26 protein-coding genes and 1 tRNA gene are annotated in these 24188 nt (G+C 61.4%); 10 read left to right on the top strand and 17 right to left on the bottom strand.

Annotated features, from left to right (window positions below; genetic code table 11):
• Nucleotides 1-6 precede the first annotated feature (6 nt).
• The 6 genes from BLW80_RS10465 to BLW80_RS10440 all read right to left on the bottom strand — a co-directional run bounded on the left by BLW80_RS10465 (nucleotide 7) and on the right by BLW80_RS10440 (nucleotide 5214).
• The gene (locus tag BLW80_RS10465) at nucleotides 7-1431 is read right to left on the bottom strand and encodes a UbiD family decarboxylase (protein ID WP_093757857.1); all 1425 of its coding nucleotides are present in this window, start codon (nucleotides 1429-1431) and stop codon (nucleotides 7-9) included.
• A gap of 119 nt (nucleotides 1432-1550) precedes the next feature.
• Nucleotides 1551-2090: a TIGR02444 family protein gene (locus BLW80_RS10460; RefSeq protein WP_093757856.1), complete on the bottom strand. Its 540-nt coding sequence runs from the start codon at nucleotides 2088-2090 to the stop codon at nucleotides 1551-1553.
• A gap of 43 nt (nucleotides 2091-2133) precedes the next feature.
• Complete coding sequence (locus BLW80_RS10455; RefSeq protein WP_093757855.1) at nucleotides 2134-2745, bottom strand: UbiX family flavin prenyltransferase; 612 nt, start codon at nucleotides 2743-2745, stop codon at nucleotides 2134-2136.
• Nucleotides 2729-3109, bottom strand: coding sequence for a cupin domain-containing protein (locus BLW80_RS10450; RefSeq protein WP_089266367.1), 381 nt, complete (start codon nucleotides 3107-3109; stop codon nucleotides 2729-2731). The genes BLW80_RS10455 and BLW80_RS10450 overlap by 17 nt, the downstream gene beginning before the upstream one ends.
• Nucleotides 3110-3133: 24 nt before the next feature.
• Nucleotides 3134-4633 carry a 4-hydroxyphenylacetate 3-hydroxylase family protein gene (locus BLW80_RS10445; RefSeq protein WP_093757854.1) on the bottom strand — a complete coding sequence of 500 codons (1500 nt, stop codon included), beginning with the start codon at nucleotides 4631-4633 and terminating at the stop codon, nucleotides 3134-3136.
• Nucleotides 4634-4683: 50 nt separating this feature from the next.
• Nucleotides 4684-5214, bottom strand: a complete 531-nt coding sequence (locus tag BLW80_RS10440; RefSeq protein ID WP_244528091.1) for a flavin reductase family protein — start codon at nucleotides 5212-5214, stop codon at nucleotides 4684-4686.
• Nucleotides 5215-5416: 202 nt separating this feature from the next.
• Between BLW80_RS10440 and BLW80_RS10435 the strand changes: the two genes are divergently transcribed.
• Entirely contained in the window at nucleotides 5417-5956 is a 540-nt protein-coding gene (locus tag BLW80_RS10435; protein WP_158596735.1) for a MarR family winged helix-turn-helix transcriptional regulator, read from the top strand.
• Between the two features lie 27 nt (nucleotides 5957-5983).
• Here the strand turns inward: BLW80_RS10435 and BLW80_RS10430 are convergent, their stop codons facing one another.
• The 6 genes from BLW80_RS10430 to BLW80_RS10405 are packed head-to-tail and all read right to left on the bottom strand — an operon-like array spanning nucleotide 5984 to nucleotide 14007.
• Nucleotides 5984-6673 carry a response regulator gene (locus BLW80_RS10430; RefSeq protein WP_093757853.1) on the bottom strand — a complete coding sequence of 230 codons (690 nt, stop codon included), beginning with the start codon at nucleotides 6671-6673 and terminating at the stop codon, nucleotides 5984-5986.
• Nucleotides 6670-9390, bottom strand: a complete 2721-nt coding sequence (locus BLW80_RS10425; RefSeq protein WP_093757852.1) for a DUF4118 domain-containing protein — start codon at nucleotides 9388-9390, stop codon at nucleotides 6670-6672. Before BLW80_RS10425 ends, BLW80_RS10430 begins: the two co-directional genes overlap by 4 nt.
• 40 nt (nucleotides 9391-9430) lie before the next feature.
• Complete coding sequence (locus tag BLW80_RS10420) at nucleotides 9431-10036, bottom strand: K(+)-transporting ATPase subunit C (RefSeq protein WP_093757851.1); 606 nt, start codon at nucleotides 10034-10036, stop codon at nucleotides 9431-9433.
• 11 nt (nucleotides 10037-10047) lie between these two features.
• Nucleotides 10048-12165: a potassium-transporting ATPase subunit KdpB gene (gene kdpB / locus BLW80_RS10415; protein ID WP_093758210.1), complete on the bottom strand. Its 2118-nt coding sequence runs from the start codon at nucleotides 12163-12165 to the stop codon at nucleotides 10048-10050.
• A 20-nt stretch (nucleotides 12166-12185) separates the two neighbouring features.
• Entirely contained in the window at nucleotides 12186-13889 is a 1704-nt protein-coding gene (kdpA, locus tag BLW80_RS10410; protein WP_093757850.1) for a potassium-transporting ATPase subunit KdpA, read from the bottom strand.
• 28 nt (nucleotides 13890-13917) lie between these two features.
• A complete protein-coding gene (locus BLW80_RS10405) occupies nucleotides 13918-14007 on the bottom strand; it encodes a K(+)-transporting ATPase subunit F (protein WP_081421711.1) in 90 nt (29 codons plus the stop codon).
• A gap of 380 nt (nucleotides 14008-14387) precedes the next feature.
• On the opposite strand from BLW80_RS10405, the gene BLW80_RS30240 reads away from it, so the two are divergent.
• From BLW80_RS30240 to BLW80_RS10390, 3 genes are all read left to right on the top strand, one after another.
• The gene (locus BLW80_RS30240) at nucleotides 14388-14846 is read left to right on the top strand and encodes a hypothetical protein (RefSeq protein ID WP_170849601.1); all 459 of its coding nucleotides are present in this window, start codon (nucleotides 14388-14390) and stop codon (nucleotides 14844-14846) included.
• A 114-nt stretch (nucleotides 14847-14960) separates the two neighbouring features.
• The gene (locus BLW80_RS10395) at nucleotides 14961-15884 is read left to right on the top strand and encodes a 2-dehydro-3-deoxygalactonokinase (protein ID WP_502688591.1); all 924 of its coding nucleotides are present in this window, start codon (nucleotides 14961-14963) and stop codon (nucleotides 15882-15884) included.
• Complete coding sequence (locus BLW80_RS10390) at nucleotides 15881-16516, top strand: 2-dehydro-3-deoxy-6-phosphogalactonate aldolase (protein WP_093757848.1); 636 nt, start codon at nucleotides 15881-15883, stop codon at nucleotides 16514-16516. The genes BLW80_RS10395 and BLW80_RS10390 overlap by 4 nt, the downstream gene beginning before the upstream one ends.
• Nucleotides 16517-16665: 149 nt before the next feature.
• On the opposite strand, the gene BLW80_RS10385 is transcribed toward BLW80_RS10390, so the two are convergent.
• Nucleotides 16666-16752: transfer RNA gene (locus BLW80_RS10385), tRNA-Leu, on the bottom strand.
• A 163-nt stretch (nucleotides 16753-16915) separates the two neighbouring features.
• On the opposite strand from BLW80_RS10385, the gene BLW80_RS10380 reads away from it, so the two are divergent.
• Complete coding sequence (locus BLW80_RS10380; RefSeq protein ID WP_093757847.1) at nucleotides 16916-17884, top strand: complex I NDUFA9 subunit family protein; 969 nt, start codon at nucleotides 16916-16918, stop codon at nucleotides 17882-17884.
• Between the two features lie 69 nt (nucleotides 17885-17953).
• Here the strand turns inward: BLW80_RS10380 and BLW80_RS10375 are convergent, their stop codons facing one another.
• Entirely contained in the window at nucleotides 17954-18763 is an 810-nt protein-coding gene (locus BLW80_RS10375) for an undecaprenyl-diphosphate phosphatase (RefSeq protein WP_170849629.1), read from the bottom strand.
• A 205-nt stretch (nucleotides 18764-18968) separates the two neighbouring features.
• Here BLW80_RS10375 and BLW80_RS10370 point away from each other — a divergent pair, with 205 nt between their 5' ends.
• Together BLW80_RS10370 and queG are read left to right on the top strand one after the other, a co-directional pair.
• Nucleotides 18969-19661, top strand: a complete 693-nt coding sequence (locus BLW80_RS10370) for a glutathione S-transferase family protein (RefSeq protein ID WP_068730287.1) — start codon at nucleotides 18969-18971, stop codon at nucleotides 19659-19661.
• The gene (gene queG / locus BLW80_RS10365) at nucleotides 19610-20845 is read left to right on the top strand and encodes a tRNA epoxyqueuosine(34) reductase QueG (protein WP_093757846.1); all 1236 of its coding nucleotides are present in this window, start codon (nucleotides 19610-19612) and stop codon (nucleotides 20843-20845) included. Before BLW80_RS10370 ends, queG begins: the two co-directional genes overlap by 52 nt.
• Here the strand turns inward: queG and BLW80_RS10360 are convergent.
• Together BLW80_RS10360 and BLW80_RS10355 are read right to left on the bottom strand one after the other, a co-directional pair.
• On the bottom strand, nucleotides 20805-21275 hold the full coding sequence (locus tag BLW80_RS10360; protein ID WP_089263020.1) for a nuclear transport factor 2 family protein: 471 nt from the start codon (nucleotides 21273-21275) through the stop codon (nucleotides 20805-20807). The genes queG and BLW80_RS10360 overlap by 41 nt on opposite strands.
• Nucleotides 21276-21341: 66 nt before the next feature.
• Nucleotides 21342-22124 (bottom strand): alpha/beta hydrolase, encoded by a 783-nt coding sequence (locus BLW80_RS10355; RefSeq protein ID WP_093757845.1) that lies wholly within the window; start codon nucleotides 22122-22124, stop codon nucleotides 21342-21344.
• A gap of 323 nt (nucleotides 22125-22447) precedes the next feature.
• Here BLW80_RS10355 and infC point away from each other — a divergent pair, with 323 nt between their 5' ends.
• Nucleotides 22448-22987 (top strand): translation initiation factor IF-3, encoded by a 540-nt coding sequence (infC, locus tag BLW80_RS10350; RefSeq protein WP_086936983.1) that lies wholly within the window; start codon nucleotides 22448-22450, stop codon nucleotides 22985-22987.
• A 115-nt stretch (nucleotides 22988-23102) separates the two neighbouring features.
• Here the strand turns inward: infC and BLW80_RS30235 are convergent, their stop codons facing one another.
• On the bottom strand, nucleotides 23103-23249 hold the full coding sequence (locus BLW80_RS30235) for a hypothetical protein (RefSeq protein ID WP_170849628.1): 147 nt from the start codon (nucleotides 23247-23249) through the stop codon (nucleotides 23103-23105).
• A 293-nt stretch (nucleotides 23250-23542) separates the two neighbouring features.
• On the opposite strand from BLW80_RS30235, the gene rpmI reads away from it, so the two are divergent.
• Nucleotides 23543-23743, top strand: a complete 201-nt coding sequence (gene rpmI, locus BLW80_RS10345) for a 50S ribosomal protein L35 (RefSeq protein WP_068730283.1) — start codon at nucleotides 23543-23545, stop codon at nucleotides 23741-23743.
• Nucleotides 23744-23811: 68 nt separating this feature from the next.
• Nucleotides 23812-24171 carry a 50S ribosomal protein L20 gene (gene rplT / locus BLW80_RS10340; protein ID WP_068730282.1) on the top strand — a complete coding sequence of 120 codons (360 nt, stop codon included), beginning with the start codon at nucleotides 23812-23814 and terminating at the stop codon, nucleotides 24169-24171.
• Nucleotides 24172-24188: the final 17 nt, after the last annotated feature.

Below are 24188 nucleotides of genomic sequence, written 5' to 3'. Positions count from 1 at the left end.
AACTACTTATGCAATGTTCGTTCCCACGAGCCCGAGTGCCTGGGTCGCCTTGTCTTCACCCGCAGCAAAATGGCTGAGTTCGATATCGGTCTTCGCGAACTCAACGCGCCGGAACTTGTCCTGATCTTCGAACGGCACCGTGGCGTCTATGCCGAGCTTGGTGCGAATGCCTTCCTTGCTGACACGCACATATTCATGGCCCCGCGCGCCGGGAATCAGAATGAGATCGCTGGACGCTTCCATGCGCGTCGCGACAGCGTATTCGACATCAATGGGATCGCGAATATCGATGTCGTGATCGACCATGGTAATCAGATCGAGATCCTTCAGCGCACCGAAGGCGGCCATCATCGCATTGCGCTGCAGACCGTTATGCTGGCGGCTCTGCTTCTTCACTTGAATGACCGCATGGAAACGATGCAGTCCGCCCGACGTCATCTCGACGTCGGTGACGATCGGGATCGCCGACTGCAGCACCTTGAGCAGGCTGGCTTCGAGCACGTATTTGCGGAGGATGATGGTTTCGCGGCCGAAGCCGTTGATGACGTGATAGATCGGCCGCAGGCGATGGGTGACAGCCGTTACCTTCAGTACCGGCGCATCCGCAGCCGGCGCGGCGAAGCCAACGAATTCACCGAACGGACCTTCCGGCGCGACGTCGTCGATCGAGATTTCACCTTCCAGCACGAATTCGCATTCGGCCGGCACGATCATGTCCTGCGACACAGCCTTCACCACCGTCAGCGGCTTACCTGCGAGACCGCCGGCCACCGCAAGTTCGTCCGCCGTTTCGGGCATCTGCGAACCCATCGTCGCGGCTGTGAAGTGGAGCGCGAGATCGGTGCCAATGCAGACCGCTACCGGCAGTGACGTGCCGCGCGCCTTGGCGCGCTCGAATGCGAGGCGAAGATGGCGGCCGAAATCGAGTTTAATGGCGACCCGATCCGGGCCCAATAGCTGCAGCCGATGATAGGACGCATTGTAAATGCCGGTCTCCGGGTCCTTTACGATCACAATACCGGCGGTGATGTAGCGCCCCGCATCGCCCGGCGCATGGAACAGCGCTGGCAGTAACTTTGTAATATCAAAACCAGTCTTCAGCACGACTTCCTGAGACGGCGCGCTGGAGACGACTTCCGGCGGCAACGGACCGCCCATCGCGCGCTGCACGAGACCGCGAATGCCGTTGAAATCGAGGCCGAACGCGGCCTCGCAATTCTCCTTCGAGCTCAGCAGGTTTCCGATCAGCGGAACGTCGTAACCCTTGACCGACGGAAACAACAGCGTCTGACGTCCGTCATGCTTCTTCAGAACCGCTGCGATCTCCAGATGCGGATCGGCGGGTCGCTCGAATGTCATGATGCGATCGTTCTTGGCCAAGCGCGCCAATGCCGAACGGAATCGTGTGTCGAGGATCTGCGGATGCGGCATGTCGGTCTTTTTCTCGTTTTCGCCTGATCACATAATTGCGAAGAAAGATAGCTAAGTACCAAAGCTAGTCAAGCACGCTCCCTAGGCACGGACTGATTAATTTCGATGCGTGCACTGCATCATTGCAGTAATTTATCAGTGGCTGAGAGGATCGCCCCGATCGCGGGCGACAGCCCATCGATCCGGTGATGATGTTCCTTGCCCAGCGCATGACGAACGACATGGTGGAGGACGTTACTCACCTCGTCACGCGTCGATCTGCGCTGTTGTGAGGCATACTGCCCCAGCCATGCGACGAGCAGATCATTCTCCAGCGACTCGGCGGCGAGTTCTCCAGCCTTGATCTGTGCGCGCAACTGTTCGCTGGCGACCGATGGCGCGGGCGCCGGCCCCAACTTCAACGCGGTTCGGATCGTGCGGAGGGGGTGCACGATCTGTTCGCGCCAGGGACGGCAGGTACGATCCATATTCTCGATGTCGGAAGGAGTGAGATGAATACCCTGCTGCGCCACCGCAAACGTCGCGACGAGCAGCAGCATCACATCGACGCCGGCCTCAGCCTGAAGTTTCAGGCAGGCTTCCGGTACGCCCGGTTCCGCATAGAGCTTGAGGGCAAAGGCCCAGCTTTCGCTTGCGGTGGGCGGGCTGTCATCGGTCATTGTCGCCACGCAACCGTATCTGGTGACGCCGACAATGCCGCGCTCATGGGATATCTCGGGTTTTGGCGGGATTGAGGCCTTCCCAGCGGCTCACCACGCCGGTCTGGATGCCGAACAGGTCGAGCACCCGTCCAAGCGTCTGATCGACCATTTGCTCAAGGCTGCTGGGCCGAGCATAGAATGCCGGCACCGGCGGATAGACTATGGCGCCGATTTCGGTCACCGCTGCCATCGACCTGAGATGACCGAGATGCAGCGGCGCCTCGCGCGCCATCAGGACTAGCCGCCGGCGCTCCTTGAGGACAACGTCGGCTGCGCGCGTCACCAACGACGACGTAATGCCGGTGGCGATTTCCCCTAGGCTGCGCATGGAACATGGCGCGATCACCATGCCCATCGTCCTGAACGATCCGCTGGCGATTGTCGCGCCAATATTGTCGGCCTGATGCACCACATTGGCGAGAGCGGTGACATCGGATATCGCAAGGTCCAGTTCCTGGGTCAGCGTGATCTTCGCTGACCGACTCAGCACGAGATGCGTTTCGACGTCGGTCGCCTGCAGCAACCGCAGCAGCCGGACACCATAAATGGTGCCCGATGCTCCGGTGATGCCGACGATCAGGCGCCGCGGCGCGGTCTCAGGCTGGGTCGAAATAGTGAATCTCCATCAACACGCAGCCGCCGACCGACTTGAACGGGCCGTGATAGGCGCCGGGTGGACGGCAAGCATAGGTGTTCGGCTTGAAGCTTTCGCCGCCATTGCCCTGCTTGTCATTGCCGACGATCAGGTCGCCGGTGAACAGGAACACTTCTTCCCAATATTCGTGCACGAATGGCTCGGTAGTGTAAACACCGGGCTCGAAGCGCAGCAGGCGGGTGCGGCTGCCCCGCTTGTTCACCTCATCGAGTGCACCCGACAGGATCTTCTGCTGGATGCCTGCCGGATAGCCCGCGGGCGTCTCCCATCCCGAAGACATATCGACGGTGCGGAACTCATCGTGAAGCTTATTGATGGCCATGGTCAGCTTTCCTGAAGGGACAGATCAAGCAACAGCGCGCGGCGAGGCAGCCGGCGCCATTGAGGTGGAGACTTCATCGGCAAGGTCATAGCTGGACAGCATCTTGTCGAGCAATGCCGCCGACTTCATCCAGTCATAGGTGCGGAAGGCGTGGCCCTTCGTGACGAAGGTCGCACCGGCGAAGAACATCTCGTATTGCGAGTGCCGCGAGGCGAATTCGGAGCCGACCGCATCCCAGGCCAGCTTGTAGAACTTGACCTTCTCGGTCGCGCTGGCCGCCGGGGATTGCTGGGTCTTGCCGATCAGGCGTGCCAGTTCCGGATTGCCGAAGTCCTTCACCGAGGACGGCAGCATGATCATTCCGCCGCCGGCGAGTTCGCGCAGCGTGTTGATGACCTTGGAATAGAGCTGCTGGGTAAGGACTTGTGCCGAATACAGCATCGCCCGGTCTGGCACATAATAAGCGCCCCGCTGGGTGCCCTTGGTCTCCATTGCGACGACGAAGGCTTCGACCATCGACACTTCGGCTGCGAGCTGGCCTAGCATTTCCCTGACCTGCGGGAAGCCGGCGATGCCGTTGGTTTCAGCGGTCCGATGCGCGATCCCGATCAGGAAACGCAGCTTCACCGAGAGCCGGATCATCGCCTGATAATTCTGATACACATGGGCCGGGGTGGCGTGGAACTGCTTCTGGCACATCGCGATGTCATCGACGATGAATACGCGATCCCAAGGCACCTTCACGTCGTCGAAATAGAGCACAGCATCGTTTTCATCGAAGCGGCTGGACAGCGGATTGTCGAACACCGATGGCGACGCGGCTTCATAGGACTTGCGCGACAGGACCTTCAGACCCTTGGTGTTCATCGGGATCGCGAAAGACACCGCGTATTTCTCGTCGCCGGGCTGCAGCGGCTGGATACAGGTGACGAACACCTCATTGGCCATGATGCCGCCAGTCGCCAGCATCTTGGCACCGCGGATCGTCAGGCCCTCGGCATCGCGCGACACCACGCCCGCCGACAGGAATGGATCGGCCTGCTCGGCCGCGCTCTTGGAACGGTCGGCCTGGGGGTTGATGATCACGTAAGTGAGGTAGAGGTCGTTGTCGCGGGCGTAGCGATAGTAATCCGCTAGCGCCTTCGCGCGATCCTTGTTGTAGGCCTCGAAGACCTCGACGCCCATATACATACCTGCGACGCAGGAAGCGACGTGATCGGGCGCGCGGCCCATGAAGCCAGCATGCAGCTCGGTCCAGGCTTCCAGCCCACGACGACGATTGACCAACGCATCATAGCTGCCGGGCAGTTCCCAGATCCGGTTGGCGCGGGTGCCGGTTTCGGTCTCGAAAGTCATCAGCTCGCGATTTTCCGGCGCGCTCTGGAAATCGAACATCCGTCCGATAGAAGCCACCGCGCCCCGGAACGCCGGATGGGTGGTCACGTCATCCACCAGCTCGCCATCGAGATAGATTTCACGGCCGTCGCGTAGGCTCGCGATGTGCTGTTCGCCGGTCTTGATCATGGGTTGCCTCGGTCACTTTCGGTCATGGGTAGCATTTCAGGTGCGTTATTTCAGTAGTGCATCGGCAGCGGCCATTCCGGGCTGCGCTCGGTACTTGCAAGGCTGCGATAGGCCCCGCGAAAGAAGACCAGCGGCTCGTTGGCCGGATAGGCGGTGAACTTCACCACCCGACCGACGAAGATCACATGGTCCCCGCCGTCATATTGCGCGTATGGCGCGCATTCGAAGTGCGCGAGCGCGCCGGCGATAAGGGGCGCCGCCTCATGGCCCAGCGTATGCTCGACCGCCGCCCACTTGTCGCCGAGCGCCCTGGCGAACTTGTTCGACAGATGCTCCTGATCGCGGCCGAGGATATTCACGGCATAGCCTTTGGCCTCGGTCATCGCCTTGAGGCTGAAGGCCTTGCGGTCGATCGAGAACAGGATCAGCGGCGGGTCCACCGAGACCGAGTTGAACGAACTCATGGTCAAGCCGATCGCCTGGCCATCGGCCGCTTCAGCCGTGATCACGGCGACGCCGGTGGCAAACTGTCCGAGCGCCTGTCGGAAGGCGCGGGGATCCACGTCCGCAGTGGCGCCCATGGTCATCTCCTGATCGCGAAACCTGAACGACGCGCATTAGCTTTATAACAAAGCTATATTATCGAACGAAAGCGCGCGCTGTCAAGCATGGCTGGCCTGCTATCAAAACGCACTGGTTCCAACTTGTTTGTGCGTAACGCCGCCGCTATACGACTCATAGGTGTGCGGGGACCTGATGGCGATTAAGAGCAAATCACGTAAAATGAAGGTAGAACCGACGATTTCGCGGCCACAATTGATGGTCGACGGATCGGATCGGGCTTTCCGCCAATTTGTCCATGACACATTGGCGTTTTCGGCGCGGCTTCAGGCTGTGCGCGGGCAACTCGGCGCAGTGATCGGCCTGTCCGGCACGCAATACACAGTGCTGATCGCCATTGCTCATTTGAGCGGCACGGATGAGAAGATCGGCGTCAATCAGGTCGCCGAGCACCTGCACTTCAGCGGCGCGTTCATTACGATCGAGATCAACAAGCTGGTATCAAACGGCCTTGTTGAAAAAGAGACCGATGAGGAAGATCGCCGCCGCGTCATTCTGACCATCACGCCGAAAGCGCGCGCGCTGCTCAATGAATTGGCACCCGTTCAGCGTCCGGTGAACGATATGCTGTTTCGCAGCATGTCGGCTGCGGATTTCGAGCGAACGCGCAAGCTGATGTCGGAGATGGTGGACGCCGCCGACGAGGCGATCCGGCTGCTGGACTACAACGCACCGGCATCGGTCGCCCGGCAGACCAAATAACCTGCTGTTTGACGGGTTTGTCGTTAGCTATTCTCCGGCGCGCAGCCGGTAGCCGATACCCGTTTCGGTCAGGACGAATTGCGGGCGCTCCGGATCGAGCTCGATCTTTTGACGCAGCTGGCGGACATAAACGCGCAGATATTGTGCGTCGGTGAGCTCGTCCCACAATTCCTTCAGCAGAAACCGATGGGTCAGCACCTTGCCGGCATGCTGCACCAGGACCCGCAGCAACTCATATTCCTTTGGTGACAGTTTCACCTCACGGTCACCCACCTTGACGATGCGGCGCACCAGATCGACCGACAATTCCCCGGAGCGGAATACCGGCCGCTCGCCATGAACCTGTAGCTGATGCCTGAGCGCAGCCCGCATGCGCGCCAGCAGCTCATCCATGCCGAACGGCTTGGTGAGATAGTCGTCGGCACCGAGATCGAGCGCCTGCACCTTGCCGGCTTCATCGCCGCGGCTGGACAGCACCACGATCGGCACGCTGTCGTCACGGGCGCGAATCATCTGCAGCAGATCGTGGCCCTGGATGTCCGGCAGGCCCAGATCGAGGATGATCAAAGCGGGTTTCTCCACCAGTTTCTCCAGCGCGATCTTGCCGTTGCTGGCCTCAAGGATGTCATAGCCCTGGGTGCTGAGGCCCATGCGCAGCAATTTGCGGATCGGCGGCTCATCATCGATGATCAGGACCTTGATGGCGGCGGTGTTCATGCGGCGGTGTCCAGAGCTTCGGAGGCCGGCGGGATCGGAAGGCGGATGGTCAGCACGGCGCCTGATCGGTCGGCGCGATTGGTGGCCGAAATGGTGCCATGCATTGCCTCAACAAAGCCCCGGGAGATCGCAAGGCCGAGACCGGTACCCGCCCTGACGTGATCGCCCTTGTTGGCGCGGTAGAATTTATCAAACACATGCTCAAGATCGGCGGGTGGAATGCCCGTCCCCTCGTCCGTCACCTGCAGCGAGACTGAGTCCGCATCGCGCATGGCCCTGATCGTGATGGTGGTGTCATCCGGGGCATATTTCGCGGCATTGTCGAGCAGATTGAACAGCACCTGCTCGAACAATACCGCATCAAGCTCCAGCATGGGCAGGTTCGGCGCCAGATCGAGCGCGACGCGATGCCTGCTGAGGATCTTGCCGGCCCGGCGCAGCGCGCTGCCGACGATCTCCGCGAGATCCTGCAGCGTTGCATTCGGCACCACGGCACCGGACTCCAGTTTGGTCATATCCAGCAGATTAGCGATGAAACGGTTCAGCCGCTCGGATTCGTCGATCACCGTGCCGAGCAGATCGGCCTTCTCGGCCTCGCTGAGCTTCGGCGACAGATCGCGCAGTGTGGAGGCCGCGCCAAGCACGGAGGCCAGCGGCGTCTTCAGATCATGCGAGATCGAGGTCAGCAGCGCCTGACGCAGTCGATCGGATTCGACGTTGCGCTCGGCACGGTCCATGTCTTCGACGAGCTGCACGCGCTCGATGGCGAGTGCGCTCTGGTCCACAAGTGCATCCAGCAACCGGCGCTGGTCCGGCGTCAGCAGCGGACCCGTACGGTCATCGTCGATGCCGATCACGCCGATCGGCCCACGGCCGGTGCGCATGGGAAGAAACAGCCGCTTCGCGCCGGGTAACGTATCGGACCCACGCCCCGCCGGGCGATCATTGCTCCAGGCCCAGTTGGCAGCGGCCAGATCCGCCTTGTCCAATTCGTCCTCAGGCGGATATCCGGCCTTGACGGTGATCACACCCTGCTCCGGCAACAGCAACACAACCCGCACCTTCAGCATCAATGCGATCTGATACGCGCTCGCCCACAGCACGTCGTCAAGCGCCGCCGTACCCGCGAGTTTGCGGCTGAACGCATAGAGCGACTCGGTTGTGCGCACGCGGCCGAAGGCCGAGACGGCCTGGGTGCGCACCCGCGCCGCGACATTGGACACGAGAATGGCGATCAGCATGAAGAAGAAGAAGGCCGCCACATTGGTCGGATCGGTGATGGTGAGCGTATAGACCGGCGGCAGGAAGAAAAAATTATAGCTCAGCGATGCCACGACGCTTGCCAGCAGCGATGGCCAAAGACCAAAGCGCACGGCGACGCCGACCACGGCGGTGAGAAACATCAGATCGACATTCTCGATCCCGAAGATCGGACGCAGCAGCGTTGCGGCTCCAAGAGCCACCGCCACGACCGCCAGCGCCGCAATATAGGGCTTTGCATCGAACGGCTCGACGCGATCGGTCATCTGTGCACGTTTCGCAGCCGGCTCCGTCGGCAACGCATCGCCGGCGATGACATGCACGCTGATATTGCCGGCGCGCCGGACGAGATCATGGACCACCGAACCGCGCACCAGCTCGAACCACCATGACCGCGATGCCTTGCCAATCACGATCTGGGTGACGTTGTTGGCATGGGCATAACCGAGCAGATCGTCGGCGATGCGCCGGCCTGCGCCCGGAATCGTTAGCGCTTCGGCGCCAAGTGCCTCGGCAAGCCGCAGCGTATCGGCCAGCCGGTCGCGCTGTTCTTCGGTGAGTTGAAGGCTGCGTCGCGTCTCGATGCTGACCGCCGTCCACGGCGCGTGAAGCCGATCCGCGAGACGCTTGGTGTAGCGCACCAGCCCGGCTGAGCGCGGGTCCTCACTGATACAGACCAGAATGCGTTCGCCGGCAGCCCACGGGCCGGCAATGGCATTGGCCTGCATATGCGTGAGCAATTGCTCATCGACCCGGTCGGCCGTGCGGCGCAACGCCAGCTCGCGCAACGCCGTGAGATTGCCAGGCGAGAAATAATGCTCCAGCGCGCGCTCGGCCTGTTTGGGAACGTAGACCTTGCCTTCCTTCAGGCGCTGGATCAGATCGTCCGGGGTGAGGTCGATCAGCTCGATGGCGTCTGCACGATCGAACACCGAATCCGGCACGGTCTCGCGCACCCGCACATGAGTGATTTGGGCGACCACATCATTCAGGCTTTCGATGTGCTGGATATTGACTGCCGTGTAGACGTCGATCCCTGCGGCCAATAATTCCGCGACGTCGAGATAACGCTTGGGATGGCGGCTGCCCGGCGCATTGGTATGGGCGAGTTCATCGACCAATGCGATCTGCGGGCGCCGCGCGATCAGCGCATCGAGGTCCATTTCCTCGAGGACCTGACCCTTGTGATCGATCCGGCGCCGGGGAATGATTTCAAGACCCGTGAGCAGCGCCTCGGTCTCCGCGCGGCCGTGAGTCTCGACGACACCGACCACAACATCGACACCCGCCTTGCGCCTGGCATGGGCGCTCTGCAGCATCTCATAAGTCTTGCCGACGCCGGGGGCGGCGCCGACGAAGATCTTCAGCCGCCCGGCGGCATCTTCCTCGCGCCTTGCTGTCTCCAGCAAGGCCTCAGGCGAAGGTCGTTGGTCGGGATCGCGGCGCTGATTTGCCATAAGGCAATATAGTCTCCGCTACGGCTGCGGCCTAGACGGCCTACTTCGGTGCGGCGGCGTCCAGCGCGAGATTCAAGGCAAGAACGTTAACGCGCGGTTCGCCTAGCAGACCGCCGAGGCGGCCTTCGACCTTATCTGTCACCAGCTGGCGGACGCGGTCCTCCGGCAGCTTGCGCGCCTTGGCGACGCGAGGCACCTGAAACAGCGCACCCTCCGGCGAAATGTTCGGGTCGAGACCGCTGCCTGAGGTGGTCACGAGATCGATCGGCACCGGCATCGACGGGTTCTCGGCCTTCAGCTTCTCGACGTCCTCCTTCACGCGGTCGATCAGCGCCTTGCTGGTCGGGCCGAGATTGGAGCCCATCGAGTTGATAGCATTGTAAGGCTGCGGCACCGTCTTTGTGGAATCCTGCGGGTCGGGACCCAGGGTCGCCGACGGGCGGCCGTGGAAGTATTCCTCACCCTTGAATTCCTGACCGATCAGGGACGAGCCGACAACCTTGCCGTCCCGTTCGATGAGGCTGCCTTGCGCCTGGTTCGGCATGATCGCTTCAGCGACGCCCGTCATCGCGAGCGGATAGCCGAGGCCGGTGATGGCCGTGAGGCCGAGCAGCAGAACGATGGCTGGGCGAATTTCTCTCAACATAGCGTAACTCCTCAAACCAGGTGCAAGGCGGTGACGACGAGGTCGATCGCCTTGATACCGATGAACGGAACGATGATGCCGCCCAGACCGTAGATCAGCAGGTTGCGACCGAGCAGTGCGCCGGCACCGATCGGACGATAGGCGACGCCTTTCAGAGCCAGCGGAATCAGCGCGATGATAATGATCGCATTGAAGATGATCGCTGACAGGATGGCGCTTTGCGGGCTCGCCAGACCCATCACATTGAGTGCGCCGAGCTGCGGATAGAAGGCGAGGAAGATCGCCGGGATGATGGCGAAATATTTCGCCACGTCATTGGCGATCGAGAACGTGGTCAGCGCACCGCGCGTCATCAGGAGCTGCTTGCCGATTTCGACGACCTCGATGAGCTTGGTCGGATTGGAGTCGAGATCGACCATGTTGCCAGCTTCGCGCGCCGCCTGCGTGCCGGTATTCATGGCGACGCCCACATCGGCCTGCGCCAGCGCCGGTGCGTCATTGGTGCCGTCGCCGCACATGGCCACCAGCTTTCCCTTGGCCTGCTCATCGCGGATAAGCTGCAGCTTGTCCTCGGGTGTGGCCTGCGCGAGGAAATCATCGACACCGGCTTCGGCCGCGATAGCCGCAGCGGTCATCGGATTATCGCCGGTGATCATGATGGTCCGGATGCCCATGCGACGCAGTTCGGCGAAACGCTCGCGGATGCCACCTTTGACGATATCCTTGAGATGGACGACGCCGAGCAACTTGCCATCACGTGCTACGGCCAGCGGCGTGCCGCCGGCCTTGGCGATTTCGTCTGAAATCGCCTGGATCTCGCGTGCGGTGTCGGACATCGGCTGGATCGCGCGGGCAGCGTTTCCGGACGTGACGGCAAACGAGGCGCCGCCATTGACGTAAGCGAGCATCGAATCCACTGCGCCCTTGCGCACCGACGAGCCTCCGGCATCGACACCGCTCATGCGGGTCTGAGCCGTGAACGGCACGAAGGTCGCGCCAAGCTCGGCCATGTCACGACCACGGATGCCGTATTTCTCCTTGGCGAGCACGACAATGGAGCGGCCTTCAGGCGTTTCGTCTGCGAGCGACGCGAGCTGCGCAGCATCCGCCAGCTCCTGCTCGGTGACGCCGCGCACCGGACGGAACGCCGTCGCCTGACGATTTCCGAGCGTGATGGTACCGGTCTTGTCGAGCAACAACGTATCGACGTCACCGGCGGCTTCCACCGCGCGGCCGGACATCGCAAGCACGTTAAAGCGCACGAGACGATCCATGCCCGCAATGCCGATCGCCGACAACAGCGCGCCGATGGTGGTCGGGATCAGGGTCACGAACAAAGCCACCAGCACCACCACCGAGATCGAACCACCGGCATAGGCCGCATAGCTCGGGATCGTCACCGTGGCGAAGACGAAAATGATGGTGAGGCCGACCAGCAGGATGTTCAGTGCGATCTCGTTCGGTGTCTTCTGCCGCTCGGCGCCTTCGACCAGCTTGATCATGCGGTCGATAAAAGTCGAGCCTTGCGCCGCGGTGATGCGGACGCGAATCCAGTCGGACAGCACCTGCGTGCCGCCGGTGACCGCCGAGCGATCGCCGCCGGATTCACGAATGACAGGTGCAGATTCGCCGGTGATCGCCGCCTCATTAACTGAAGCCACGCCTTCGATCACTTCACCGTCGGACGGGATGTTGTCGCCGGCTTCCACCAGCACGACATCGCCGACCTTCAGGCTGGTGCCCGAGACCATGCGGTAGCTCTTGTCGCCGCTGTCGCTGCCGGTGAGCAGCTTGGCCTGGCTTTCGGTGCGGGTCTTCTTCAGCGATTCCGCCTGCGCCTTGCCACGACCTTCGGCGACGGCTTCGGCAAAGTTGGCGAACAGCACCGTGAACCAGAGCCAGAGGATGATCTGGAACGCAAATCCCAGATCGCTTCCGCCGGTGATGACGTTCTTGATGAAGATCACCGTGGTGAGTGCGGCGACGACCTCGACCACGAACATCACGGGATTCTTGATCATCAGCCGCGGATCAAGCTTTTTGAAAGCCGAGCCGATGGCTGGGATGACAATTTTCGCATCGAGCATGGCCGAGACCGGCACCCGCTTCTGCAGTTTCAACGTTTCCATGGACATAACTCCAAATCCGATCAGAACAGGGTGCTGGCGGTCATCGCGAGGTGCTCGACGATCGGCCCGAGCGCGAGTGCCGGGAAGAAAGTGAGACCGCCGATGATCAGAATCACACCGATGACGAGGCCGACGAACAATCCGCCGGTGGTCGGCAAGGTACCGGCCGAAGCCGGAATCGACTTCTTCGCGGCCAATGATCCGGCCAGCGCCATGGCGGGCACGATCATGAAGAAGCGACCGACGAACATCGAACTCGCCAGTGTGAGGTTGTAAAAGAAAGTGTTGCCGGTGAGCCCGCCGAAGGCCGAGCCGTTATTGCCGGTGGCCGAGGTGAAGGCGTAGAGCACTTCGGTGAAGCCATGCGGCCCAGCATTGGCCATGGAGGCCACGGCCGAGGGCAGCACCACCGCCACCGCGGTCCAACCGAGATACATCAGCGGCAGGACGAGAATGGCAAGCATCGCCATCTTTACTTCGCGCGCCTCGATCTTCTTGCCGACATATTCCGGTGTGCGACCGACCATCAGACCAGCGACGAAGATCGCCAGTACGACGAACAGCAGCATGCCATAGAGACCGGCACCGACGCCGCCAACGATGATCTCGCCGAGCTGCATATTGATCAGCGGAATCATGCCGCCAATCGCTGTAAACGAGTCATGCATCGCATTGACCGCACCGCAGGACGCCGCCGTGGTGATGACCGCGAACAGGCTGGAGGCGACGATGCCGAAGCGCAGCTCCTTGCCTTCCATATTGCCGCCGGTGAGGCCGAGTGCATTCAGGCCTGTGGTGCCCGAGGCTTCGGCGCCATAGGTGACGGCAACGCCGGTAATGAACAGCACACCCATCACGGCCAGAATCGCCCAGCCTTGCCTGGGGTTGCCGACCATGCGGCCGAACACATTGGTCATCGCCGCACCCAGCGCGAAGATCGAGATCATCTGGATGAAGTTCGACAGCGCCGTCGGGTTCTCGAACGGATGCGCCGCATTGGCGTTGAAGAAGCCGCCGCCATTGGTGCCGAGCATCTTGATGGCAACCTGCGACGCAACGGGGCCAACCGCGATGGTCTGCTTCGCACCTTCAAGCGTCGTCGCATCGACATAGGCGCCGAGCGTCTGTGGCATGCCCTGCCAGACCAGGAACAGCGTGTAGACGATGCAGATCGGCAGCAGGACATAGAGCGTGCAACGGGTAATATCGACCCAGAAATTACCGATGGTGCGCATCGACGACCGTGCGAAGCCGCGGATCAGTGCCACGGCCAATGCGATGCCGGCCGCCGCCGACAGGAAGTTATGTACCGTCAGACCCAGCATCTGGGTCAGATACGACATGGTGCTTTCGCCGCCGTAGTTCTGCCAGTTGGTGTTGGTGATGAAGGAGATCGCGGTGTTGAAGGAGAGATCTTCGGCGACCGCGGACTGCCCGGCAGGATTGAACGGCAGCACGGCCTGCAGCCGCATGATCGCGTAGAGACCGAGGAAACCGACCACGTGAAACAGCAGCATGGCAACCGTATAGGTCAGCCAGTGCTGCTCACGTTTCTCGTCGACGCCACCGATCCAGTACAGCCCGGCTTCGACCGGTCGCAGAATCGGAGAGAGGAAAGTACGCTCGCCGTTGAAAACGGATGTCATGTAGCCGCCGAGCGGCTTCACCAGCGCGAGAACCACAGCGCAGTACAGAGCAATTTGAATCCAGCCAATCATTGTCATGTCAGTTGACCTTTTGAGGTGCGCGCGCTCAGAACCGCTCGGGCCGCAGCAGCGCGTAAGTGAGATAGATCAGCAATGCCGCGGACACGAAGCCGGCGAGCGTGTAATCGAAAATCATGATGCGCTCCTCACAGCCGCTCGCAGGCATAGGCGTAGCCCAGGGTGAGAATGAAAAAGCCGAGCCCGAGGGCCAGCATGACGACGTCCAGCATGGAATGCTCCTGATGCAATGACTGCGGCGACACGGAGCAAACGGCTCGCGCGCCCGATGCACGATCAGGTGCCATTCAGGACGTAGGTTTTCGAGATGAGGCCAGCAGCGAACTTATAGGAATCTCATAAAGACGCAGGGGAGCGCATGCGCGTGCGCCGTTAGTCCTCGGGTGCTTATGCAGCCTTTATATCTTCGTGCCCGAAGCTGCCTCGTATTCAAATGACGGACTACGGATATTGCATGATGCGGTCTTCCGAAGATCGCGCTGTTCATGGAGACCCGTCATGTCGTTCATCTCGATTCAGCGAACGCCCCTTTCCGAAGCGCCATCCGAAACGGCTCCGCTTGACGCTACGAGTTTCACCGCGATCTGCCTCGCCACCTGCAAGCGCCTGCCGGCAATGCGTCGCACAGCGGAGGCCCAGCGCCTCGATCGCCTGGTCGCTGCCGGCGCCTGGACCGATGCTGCGCTTGCCTTGATCGCGATCGAACTGCCGCGGTGGCAACTGCGTCGGCTCGCTTATGACGAAGGTGAATGGCATTGCGCTCTCTCGAACCAGCGTGACCTTCCTGACTGGTTGGACAGCGCCGTCGAGACGCATCACCCAGACATGGCGATGGCGATCCTGGATGCATTTCGCGCTGTTGTTTGCCGCGGAGGCACGCCGCATCTCACGCAAGCGCCGGTGCGCGCGATCCAACCCACCGATTCCGAGCCGATGCTGTGTGAGAATTACTGTTGAGCGAAGAGGGTCGGTACGAAATGCTGTAGCTAGACTGCCGCGAACAGCCTTCCAAGAGTGAGGCTTTCGGCTATGCTCGGCACGAATTCGTGCCATGACAAGCCAGAGCAAAACGTGACATCAGACAAACCGGCCTTCGTCGCGGTCGATTGGGGCACCAGCAGCTTTCGAGGCTGGTTGATGGCCGCCGATGGCAGCGTGCTTGCGGAGACGCGCGGGCCTGAAGGCATGCTGCATTGCGCGGCTGCAGGCTTCGCTCCGGTGCTCGCTGATCATCTTGCCAAACTTGGCGGAATGCAGAACGTGCCTGTGTTGATCTGTGGTATGGCCGGCGCACGACAGGGCTGGATCGAGGCGCCCTATCTGCACACACCGACACGCCTCGACGCCTTGCACGACGGTGCGCAGCGTGTCGACACGCAAGGCGACGTGCGTATCCTACCCGGCATCGCGCAAGCCGACGCCGCGGCACCCGACGTCATGCGCGGCGAAGAGACGCAACTGCTCGGCGTGACCGAACCCGACTTCACCGGTCTGGTCTGCATTCCCGGCACCCATAGCAAATGGGTCTGGATCGACGCCGGCAGCGTGGTGTCATTCACGACCTATATGACCGGCGAGCTCTTTTCGGTCATCACTCAACACAGCATCCTGAAACACGCAGTGGATCACGACGCACCGTCGCCCGCCGCGAATGATGCGTTCCGCGATGGCCTGCAACGCGCGATCGATGCGCCGGTCGGCTTGACCGCCTCGCTATTCAGCCTGCGCGCGGCGCAACTGCTTGGCTTCCAGCAACAGGCGGATGGCGCGGCACGCCTGTCGGGCCTGCTGATCGGCGCGGAAATCGCCGATGCCGGATCGCGCTATGGCACGCGGCATCCGGTGCGCCTGATCGGCGCCGGCGCGCTCAAGGATCTCTATGCGTCGGCGCTTACAGCTGCCGGCTTCGAGGTCGCCATCGTTGATGCCGAACGCGCGTCGCAACACGGCCTGACCAAGGCCGCAATTCATCTGTGGGGAGCTCAGTTCACATGAACCAGCCAATCCGTTGGCCCACCGTGAAGCGTCCGCTCGTCGCCATTCTGCGCGGCGTGCAGCCCGACGAGGTGGAGAGCATCGTCGAGACGTTGATCGATACCGGCTTCGAGCTGATCGAAGTACCGCTGAACTCGCCCGATCCGTTCGAATCCATCGCACGGATCTGCAAACGATTTGGCGACGACACCCTGATCGGCGCCGGCACTGTCCTCACCGCGAATGACTGCGCCCGCGTCGCCGATGTCGGCGGGCGTCTGATGGTGAGCCCGAATGTCGATGTCGATGTGCTGGCGATGGCGGTGAGCCGCGGCATGGTCACGATGCCCGGCGTGTTCTCGCCGACCGAAGCTTTCCTCGCGCTCCGCGCCGGCGCGTCCGCCCTGAAATTCTTTCCGGCATCGATCCTCGGCCCGTCCGGCATCGCCGCCATTCGCGCGGTTCTGCCCAGGGATGTCGTGATCGGGGCTGTTGGTGGTGTTTCCGATCGGAATTTCGCGGACTATGTCGCCGCCGGCATACAGGCCTTCGGCCTAGGCAGCAGCCTGTACCGGCCTGGAATGAGCGCTATCGAGGTGAAGGCGACCGCGCAGGCGTCTGTCGTGGCTTATGATCAGGCGATGGCCCGCTAGAAGCAGAGTGCAGTGTCTGTTTGCGGTTGTTGCGCGCTTCGCGGCGGCGGCAAGGCAGAAACACCTCCGCGCCCGCACGCATCGACCGCGCAGCCCCAAACTGTCAAATTCAATGAATTGCTCTGAATATCAGAGACTTAGGAGCACCGTGGTGCCCAGGAAAGGACTCGAACCTTCACGGCCGTTAAGCCACTGGCACCTGAAGCCAGCGCGTCTACCAATTCCGCCACCTGGGCACGTGCGAGGCACGTGGCGCGGTTAGTAGGGGGCCGTTACGCGCTTGTCAAATTGCTTCGTTCAATTCCAAATCCGCTGTACAGGCCCCGCGCGTTGGCGTATCGCGAATTGGTCTAAATTCCCCCGTTTTGCCCTTGCATGACTGACTCAAGGAACTGATCCATGGCTGCCCCCATCGACACCCTCGTTACGGTTTTCGGCGGATCCGGCTTCGTGGGACGCCATGTGGTCCGCGCGCTGGCGAAGCGCGAATACCGGATCAGGGTCGCCGTGCGTCGGCCGGAACTGGCCGGCCATCTGCAACCGCTTGGCCGTGTCGGACAGATCAATATCGTTCAGGCCAATCTGCGCCACCCCGCCTCGATCAAGGCCGCGATGCGCGACGCCAGCATCGTCGTCAATCTGGTGGGTATCCTGACCGAAAGCGGCGCGCAGACCTTTGATGCCGTGCAGGCGCGAGGCGCCGGCGCGGTCGCGCAGGCTGCCGCCGAGATCGGCGCGCGGATGGTGCAGTTTTCAGCCATCGGCGCCGATGCCGATTCCGAATCGGCCTATGCCCGTGCCAAGGCGGCCGGCGAGCAGGCCGTGCTGGCGGCTGTGCCTTCCGCGACCATCCTGCGCCCGTCGATCGTGTTCGGCCCCGAGGATCAGTTCACCAATCGATTTGCCAATCTCGCCCGGATGGCCCCGGTGATGCCGGTGTTCGGCGCCACGACCAAAATGCAGCCGGTCTATGTGGGCGATGTCGCCCAGGCTGCGGCCGATGCCGTCGACGGCAAGACCAGGCCGGGCGCCACCTATGAACTTGGCGGCCCGGAAGTGCTGACGATGAATGAGATCATCGAGATCATTCTGACCACCATCGAGCGCAAGCGCATGACGCTGCCGGTGCCGACGGCCATCGCCAAGCTGCAGTCCTATTTCCTGCAATTCGCCCCTGGCGACTTCAAGCTGACGCCGGATCAGGTCGCCATGCTTGGTGTCGACAATGTGGTGTCGGAAGCCGCCAAGGCGGCCGGTCTAACGCTGGATGGCCTGGGTATTGCCGCTGATTCGCTGGAAGCGATTGCGCCACAATATCTCTGGCGCTTCCGCACCACCGGTCAGTTCGCACATAACGGCATAAACTGACGATATCGTCCCCGCCTGGCACGCCGAAGGCGTGCGCGGCGGGGATGACAGCAGAGTGTTTGGCAAAATTCAGTAGCCCAGCGCCAGCGCGATCAGCCCGAGCGTACCGACGATCACGCGCCACCATGCGAACAACGCGAAGCCGTGGCGGGTCACGTAGCCGAGAAAGCTCTTCACCACGATGATCGCGGTGATGAACGACACCACAAAACCGATAGCGATGATCACGCCGTGATCGACCGAGAGATCGGCGCGGCTCTTGTAGAGATCGTAGACGAAAGCGCCGACCATGGTCGGGATCGCCAGGAAGAACGAGAACTCCGCCGCTGCGCGCTTTTCAGCACCGAGCAGCATAGCGCCGACGATGGTCGCGCCGGAGCGCGACACGCCGGGAATCATCGCCACGCACTGCGCCAGACCGATCTTGAGATACATCGGCAACGGGAACGTCGTGGCATCGTGATGCACGGGCTCAAGATCGAGCTGATCGACCCAGAGCAGGATCGCGCCGCCAACGATCAGCGAGAAACACACGACCCACGGATTGAACAGATAGCTTTTGACATAGCCGCCGGCAGCGGCGCCGATGATGGCAGCAGGCAGGAACGCGATCAGCACGCCGATCACGAAACGGCGCGCAGCAGCGTCGCCTTTGAACAGGTTCAGCGCGATATGCCACAACTTGCCGAAGTAAAGTGCAAGGATCGCCAGAATGGCGCCGAGCTGGATCAGCACGGCGAAGCTTTTCCAGAAATTGTCCTCGCCCAGATCGAAGAAGCGTTCCGCGAGCAGCAGATGCCCCGTTGAGGAAACCGGCAGGAACTCGGTGACACCCTCGACAATGCCGAGAATCACCGCCCTTATCGCATCAGACATCATCTGCTTATCTGTCCTTCGTCAGTGTGGGCCTGAAAAAGCCGGGTTCTTCTCGCCTATTCCCTTCATTGCTGCAATCGCAAATACCATCACATTCGCGGGTTGCCTCAGAGCCAAGCTTCGCTAGTTTGGCGCGCGCCGCGTGACACTTTTACCACCGACGCAACCGAGACGCTTTCTTAACGACCGCATAACTATCAAGGCCGGCATGTACACGCTTTACCATCACTCGTTCTGTCCGCATTCCCGCTTCATTCGTCTCGTACTCGGCGAATACGGACTCGATCTCACACTGGTGGACGAGCGGCCGTGGGATCGGCGCGAGGCATTTCTGGCGCTCAATCCTGCGGGAACTACGCCGGTGCTGCTCACCGACGGTTTCCCGCCGATTCCTGGCGCCGGGATCATCGCCGAATATATCGACGAGACCCATGGACCGGAGATGGGCGATCGCCGCCTGCTGCCTGTCGCGATGGCGGAACGCATCGAAGTGCGCCGGCTGATGGCGTGGTTCAACGAGAAATTCTTCGAGGAGGCGTCGGGTCCGCTGGTCACCGAACGCATCTACAAGCGCTTCATGAGCGAAGAGGTCGGCGGCGGCGCCCCGGCGATGGATGTGATTCGCGCGGCCACCGCAAATGTGCGCTATCATCTGGCCTATATCGGCTGGCTGGCGCGGACGCGTAATTTTCTGGCCGGTGACCGACTGACTTATGCGGATCTGGTCGCGGCAGCCCATCTGTCGGCGATTGACTATCTGGGCGATGTGCCATGGAGCGAGGACGACGCGGCGAAGGCGTGGTACGCGCGGGTGAAATCCCGTCCGTCGTTCCGACCGCTGCTGAGCGAATGGTTGGCGGGCGTGCCGGCATCGCGGACCTATGTGGATCTCGATTTCTGAGCGCATCCGCTGACGACGACCGCGCCACGCTTCCCGCCGATCTCAGGGATACGCTGACGCGCGAGGCGAAGGCGCTGGGTTTCGATTCAATCGGGATCACCGATCCGGACGCCATCGCCGGCGTGCGCGAACGGCTGCAGGAATTTCTCAACGCCGGCGCCCATGGTGATATGGAGTGGCTTGCCGACAATCCCGACCGCCGCGCCGACCCCAAGGTGATGTGGCAGGACGTTCGCTCCGTCATCATGCTCGGCGTCAATTACGGCCCCGACGAGAATCCGCTCGAGATCCTCAAGCAACGCTCGCATGCTGCGATCTCGGTCTATGCCCGCGGCGACGATTATCATGACCTCATCAAGAAGCGCCTGAAGCTGCTGGCGCGCTGGCTGATCGCGCAGGCTGGCGGCGACGTCAAAGTGTTCGTCGATACGGCCGCGGTGATGGAGAAGCCGCTTGCCGGCGCGGCAGGATTGGGCTGGCAGGGCAAGCATACCAATCTCGTCTCGCGCGAATTCGGCTCGTGGCTGTTTCTCGGCGCGATCTTCACCACGCTCGAACTGCCGCGCGACGCGCGCACCATCGATCACTGCGGCTCTTGCCAGGCCTGTCTCGACAGTTGCCCGACATCGGCCTTTCCGGCGCCTTACAAACTCGATGCGCGGCGCTGCATTTCCTATCTCACGATCGAGAACAAGGGGCCGATCCCGCACGAATTCCGCAAACCCATGGGCAATCGCATCTATGGCTGCGACGATTGCCTCGCCGCCTGCCCATGGAACAAATTCGCCCAGGAAGGCCGCGAGATCAAACTCGCCGCACGCGAAGAGTTGCGCGCACCGTCGCTGGCCGAACTTGCAAGGCTCGATGATCCGTCTTTCCGCACATTCTTCACGAAGTCACCCGTGAAGCGCATCGGCCGTAACCGCTTCATTCGCAATGTGCTGATCGCCATCGGCAATTCAAACGACCTATCACTGGTAAGCGATGCGCAGCGGCTGCTGGGCGATGAAAGTTCTGTGGTGCGCGGGGCGGCAGTGTGGGCGTTGTCGCAACTGATGCCTGCGGATGCGTTTGCTGCATTGGCTGTGCAGTTCACCGAAGCCGAACAGGATGAGAGCGTCGGTAGCGAGTGGCGACTGGCGCTCAGTTCGTCAGATGTCGCGCCATCTCCGGCCGCGCTTTGAGCGCTTCACCCTGCTTGGCGACGATCTTGGCGATGCGCTCCGGCGCGAAATGCAGATCGACGAAAGCCGGTGCCGTATTGGCCACTTCGTGATAGCTCACGATCTTGCCGTCACGCAGCGTCATGATCGCAACGCCCTCGAACATCGCGCGGCCGCCATTGGCTTCCGGGAGTTTCGAGCGATAACTGAATGTATAGCGCGCATAGAGCGTGGTGCCGTCGCTAACGGGCGTGTGCATATCCCAACGAAAATCTTCCGCGGTCCGGTAGAACCAGTCATCGACCATGTCGGCGATTTTGGCACGGCCTTCGAATGCGCCGTAGAAGACGTCGTGATAGACGCCGTCTTCAGTGAACAGCGCAGCGAAGCTCTGGCCGTCACGCTGTTCAACGGCATCGCAAAATGCGCGCAAGAGTGCCGTAGCGTCCATCCGAATTCCTCCCGCTGATTGATCGCTCTTTTCAGGCGAGCCTATTCAGCGGTACGGGTGATGCAATCAAAACTCCGCCACAGCCGACAATAGTCGCGCAATGTCCTGCGGGCGCGACAGCCGATGGTCGCCGTCCTGGATCATGGTCAACACGACATCTTCGCTCGGCAGCCGTTCGGCCAGCCGAAAAGCGTGCTGCCAAGGCACGTCGGGGTCCTGCCTGCCTTGCAAAATCCGCACGGGGCAACCGACATCGATCGCGCTGCCGAGCAGCAGGTGATTGCGCCCCTCTTCGATCAACCGCCGCGTGATCGGATAGGGCTCGCCATATTCCGACGGGCGCAGCCATTGACCGGTGGTCTCGATCTCCGCGCGGATTTCCGGCGAGAAGCCTTTCCACATCAGCTCTTCGGTGAAATCCGGCGCCGGCGCGATCAGCACCAGGCCCTTCAGCGTCGCGCGCCCTACTTTGCCGCGTCGGGCCAGCGCGCGCGCCAGCAGCAGTGCCATCCAGCCGCCCATCGACGAGCCGATCACCACCTGCGGCCCCTGACAGGCCGCATCAAACGCCGCGAGGCTATCCTCCAGCCATTGGCCGATGGTGCCATCGACGAAATCGCCGCCGGATTCGCCGTGGCCGGAATAATCGAAACGTACACAGGCCCGGCCATGGTCGGCGGCCCAGGCGTCGAGCGCCACCGCCTTGCCACCCTGCATGTCGGATTTGAAGCCGCTCATCCAGAACAGGCCCGGAGCAGCGCCGTCGCGGACCCGCATCGCGATCTGGCGGCGGCTACTGCCTGTACCTGCCGTGATGAAAGTGGGGTCGGTCGATACCGTTGTGCTCATCAAACCATCCTTGTTCGACCCTGAAATGCCGATTGCTGTTTGATTGAGCAGGTCGGGATCGTCAACGTCGATCCCTCAACGTCCATATCATCCCAGGGAACGTCCGCCTCGATGCCGCGTTGCGCTCCTGTCAACCACGGCTTGCAGAACGGGCCGGGGAACTCTATTTGAGCCAAGTCAGCGGTGTACTGCGCCTATGGCCTTTCGCGTGACGAAATTGCCTCGTATTTGAGTGATTGACGCTGCGTTGCGTGAGTTTGCTTGCTCCAAACGCCTTATTCCTTCACACTGCGGCCTTCCTAAACAATATTGGAGAGTTACCCATTCGCCGTCCCAACAGAGCCCCGCCCGCCGCAACCAAAGACGGGCCGCGCACCAACGATGAAATTCGCAATCTGCAGATCCAGCTGATTGATCAGACCGGCCTCAACCACGGCACCGTGGAAACCATTGCTGCGATCAAGATGGCGATGGAAGCCGGTATGGATCTGGTCGAGATTTCGCCGAATGTGAGCCCCCCCGTCTGCAAGATCATGGACTACGGGAAGTTCAAGTATTCGGCGCAGAAGAAGGCCGCCGAGGCCCGCAAGAAGCAGAAGATCGTCGAAATCAAGGAGATCAAGCTCCGCCCGATGATCGATGATCATGACTACGACGTGAAAATGCGCGCGATGCAGCGCTTCTTCGAAGAAGGCGACAAGGTGAAAATCACCTTGCGCTATCGTGGCCGCGAAATGGCGCACCAGGAGATCGGTACCAAGCTGCTCGACAAGGTCAAAGCAGACGTCGCCGAATACGCCAAGGTGGAGCAGGACGCGCGCTTCGAAGGTCGTCAGGTGGTGATGGTGCTCGCACCGCGCTGATCACAGCGCCGACTGACCTTAACGAGGTTGGTAATCAGGAATTTCGGCCCGTCAGATTTCTGGCGGGCCTTTTTTCTTTGGGAGAGTATTCGGAGATCGTCCGGAGCCGGACGGCTCAGCCCGAAATGAGGGCGAGTGCACCGGCCAGCGCGAGAGCCGCAGCGAGCCCCGCAGCAGCAAACATCAAGCGGGTGGCGGTCTGAGCAGCAGCATCTTGCTGGATGGCAACCGCCCTTGCGGCGGCACGTGCATTCCGGGCCATTGTCGTCGTCCCTCTGTTTCTCTGGTCCGGATCACATAGGCATCCGGGGCGCGTCGGACCAGTCTGAAGCCATGCGCTAAACAGAGTGTTGAGCCGCGTTAATCGTTGCCATCGGAGCATTCCTCTGCCATAAGCGCAACCTTCGTCGCCCGGCTGATTAAGGGCTGCCGTGTCGACGACTGTGCTGACTTTCCGCAAACGGCGGTTAGTTGAGCATTTTCAACGCTCTAACGAGCATTTTAGCCGACGCAACGCCTTTCGGGGCGCTTTCTGCGTGGCCATAGGAGAGCCAAATGCCCAAGCTGAAGACCAAGTCGGGCGCTAAAAAGCGCTTTAAAGTCACCGGAACGGGTAAGGTCATGGCCGCCCATGCCGGTAAGCGCCACGGTATGATCAAGCGGACGAAGAAGCAGATTCGTCAGCTCCGCGGCACCCGCGTGCTGTTCAAGACCGACGGCGACAACATCAAGCAGTACTTTCTGCCAAACGCCTGATCGCCCTTACGCCGCTTCATTGCGGCGGATATCACCCCTTTTGTTATTTCAGATGAAGGAGATCAGTCATGGCTCGCGTAAAACGCGGTGTGACGGCTCACGCCAAGCATAAGAAAGTCTACAAGGCCGCCAAGGGTTTCCGCGGTCGCCGCAAGAACACCATTCGCGCCGCAAAGGCTGCCGTCGACAAGGCCGGCCAATATGCGTTCCGCGATCGCAAGCGCAAGAAGCGTACGTTCCGCGCGCTCTGGATCCAGCGTCTCAACGCTGCCGTCCGTCCGCTCGGCATGACCTACAGCGTGTTTATCAACGGTCTCGCCAAGTCCGGCGTGACGGTCGACCGCAAGGTGCTCTCGGATCTCGCGATCAACGAGCCGGCGGCGTTCAACGCGATTGCTGAGAAGGCCAAAGCTGCACTCGCAGCCTAAGCCAGCAAAGGCCGCAC

It is taken from the genome of Tardiphaga sp. OK245, from assembly GCF_900108575.1.
In the GTDB taxonomy this organism is placed as follows: Bacteria; Pseudomonadota; Alphaproteobacteria; order Rhizobiales; family Xanthobacteraceae; genus Tardiphaga; species Tardiphaga robiniae.
This window is presented reverse-complemented; position numbering and strand designations above follow the sequence as displayed.